We start from the raw sequence: 2,129 nt of genomic DNA on the forward strand, positions 1-2,129 counted from the left end.
CCCCGGCCCCCCCCCCACCCCCCCCTGTTTGTGGGTGGCCACGCGCCGGCCCGCCCTTGCTGGGGCCCCACGGGGGCCGCCCACCCCGACCGGACGTTCGCACACGACCGAACCCGAGTTGAGTGAACGGACCGTTCGTCCCATCTAGTTGGTCGAACGGTCCGTTCACTCCCCCAGCACGACGCGGCGAGGCGGGGGGCCGGTCGGCTTCCGCCGAGGAGGAGGATCGGAGCGATGGGTGCACCGCTGTTCTCGCTGCCGCCCCGGGTCGTCGCGCCGGGCGCGGTGCACGTGCCGGGCTGGTTGGACCTGGACCGGCAGCGGGAGCTGGTGGCGGCGTGCCGGGAGTGGGCGCGCGGCCCGGTGCCGATGCGGGCGGCGCGGCTGCCGAGCGGGCACCGGATGTCGGTGCGCACGGTGTGCCTGGGCTGGCACTGGTACCCGTACGCCTACAGCCGCACCGCCGACGACGCGGGCGGCGCGCGGGTGGCGCCGTTCCCGGACCGGCTGGGCGAGCTGGGCCGGGCGGCGCTGGCCGCGGCGTACGGTCCGGCGGAGGCCGCGGACTACCACCCGGACGCGGCGCTCATCAACTTCTACGACGAGCACGCCAGGATGGGCATGCACCGGGACGAGGACGAGCTGTCCCGGGCACCGGTGGTGTCGTTGAGCATCGGCGACACCTGCGTGTTCCGGTTCGGCAACCCGGAGTCCCGCGGCCACCCGCACACCGATGTGCAGCTGTGCTCGGGGGACCTGTTCGTGTTCGGCGGCCCGTCGCGGCTGGCGTACCACGGTGTGCCGGCGGTGCGCCCGGGCACGGCGGACCCGGCGTGCGGGCTGCGCTCGGGCCGCCTCAACATCACCCTGCGGGTCACTGGACTGGCCCCGGAACGCGGAGGAGAAGCGTGCGCGAGCAGGACCTGATCGTCGGGGAGGACGGGCTGGCCCGTCCGCCGTGGGCGGCCGCCGATCCGCTGCTGCGGGAGTACTACGACACCGAGTGGGGATTGCCGGTGCGGGGCGAGCAGCCGCTGTTCGAGCGGATCTCGCTGGAGGGCTTCCAGGCCGGGTTGTCGTGGGCGACGATCTTGCGCAAGCGCCCGGCCTTCCGGAAGGCGTTCGACGACTTCGACCCGGACCGGGTGGCGGCCTATGCGGAGGAGGACGTGGCACGGCTGCTGGCGGACGCGGGGATCGTGCGCAACCAGGCGAAGGTGCGGGCGACGATCGGGAACGCGCGGGCGACGGTGGCGTTGCGCGAGCAGGGCGGCCTGGACGCGCTCGTGTGGTCGTTCCGCCCGGAGCGGACGCCGCGCCCGCGCTCGATGAGCGAGGTGCCCACGACGTCCCCGGAGTCGGTGGCGCTGTCGAAGGCGTTGCGCGGCAAGGGTTTCCGCTTCGTGGGCCCGACGACGACGTTCGCGTTGATGGAGGCGGTGGGCATGGTGGACACGCACCTGCTGGGCAGCCACCGCCGGGGTTCGTCCGGGTTGTGGCCGGAGCGGTGATGCTGCGGATCCCGGTCCGGGTCCCGTTCGCGGTGGATGCGGCGGTGGCGGCGCTGGCGGCGCATGCGCTGCCGGGCGCGGAGCGGGTGGACCGGGCGCGGCGGTGCGTGCGGCGGCTGCTGCCGCTGGCGGGCGGTCCCGCCGAGGTGTCGGTGCGGCTGGCGGCGGATCACGTGGCCGTGTCCGGGGAGGCCGGTGGCGCCGAAGAGGAGGTGGCGGCGCTGGTGCGGCACTGGCTGGGGTTGGACGCGGACGTGGCGCGGATCGACGCGGTGCTGGCGGCGGACCCGCTGCTGGAGCCGTTGGTGGCGGCCCGGCCGGGGCTGCGGGTCGTGGGCTGGGCGGACGGGTTCGAGGGCGCGGTGTCGACGGTGCTGGGCCAGCAGGTGAGCGTGGCGGCGGGCCGCACGTTCGCGGCCCGATTGCTGGCGGAGTACGGCGAGCCGCAGCCGGGCGGGCTGGTCGCGTTCCCCGCGCCGAAGGTGCTGGCCGCGGCGCCGCTGGAGGAGTTGCGGACCGCGGTGGGCGTGCCGCGGTCCCGCGCCCGCCCGGGGGGGGGGGGGGGGGGGGCGGGGGGGGGCGGGGGGGGGCGCCCGGGCCCGCGCGGGCGGGGCGGGG

Annotated in this window: 3 protein-coding genes; all 3 read left to right on the forward strand. The window is 76.5% G+C overall.

Going from position 1 to position 2,129, the window contains the following annotated elements:
* The first annotated feature begins 234 nt into the window (after positions 1-234).
* A complete protein-coding gene (locus tag LCD31_RS26280) occupies positions 235-927 on the forward strand; it encodes an alpha-ketoglutarate-dependent dioxygenase AlkB (RefSeq protein ID WP_224962413.1) in 693 nt (230 codons plus the stop codon).
* Entirely contained in the window at positions 909-1,511 is a 603-nt protein-coding gene (locus LCD31_RS26285; protein WP_308015871.1) for a DNA-3-methyladenine glycosylase I, read from the forward strand. The genes LCD31_RS26280 and LCD31_RS26285 overlap by 19 nt, the downstream gene beginning before the upstream one ends.
* On the forward strand, positions 1,511-2,129 hold a 619-nt coding region (locus tag LCD31_RS26290; protein ID WP_304615279.1), incomplete at its 3' end, for a DNA-3-methyladenine glycosylase. The genes LCD31_RS26285 and LCD31_RS26290, both read left to right, overlap by 1 nt.

Source organism: Saccharopolyspora sp. 6M (assembly GCF_020176775.1).
Taxonomy (GTDB): Bacteria; Actinomycetota; Actinomycetes; order Mycobacteriales; family Pseudonocardiaceae; genus Saccharopolyspora_C; species Saccharopolyspora_C gregorii.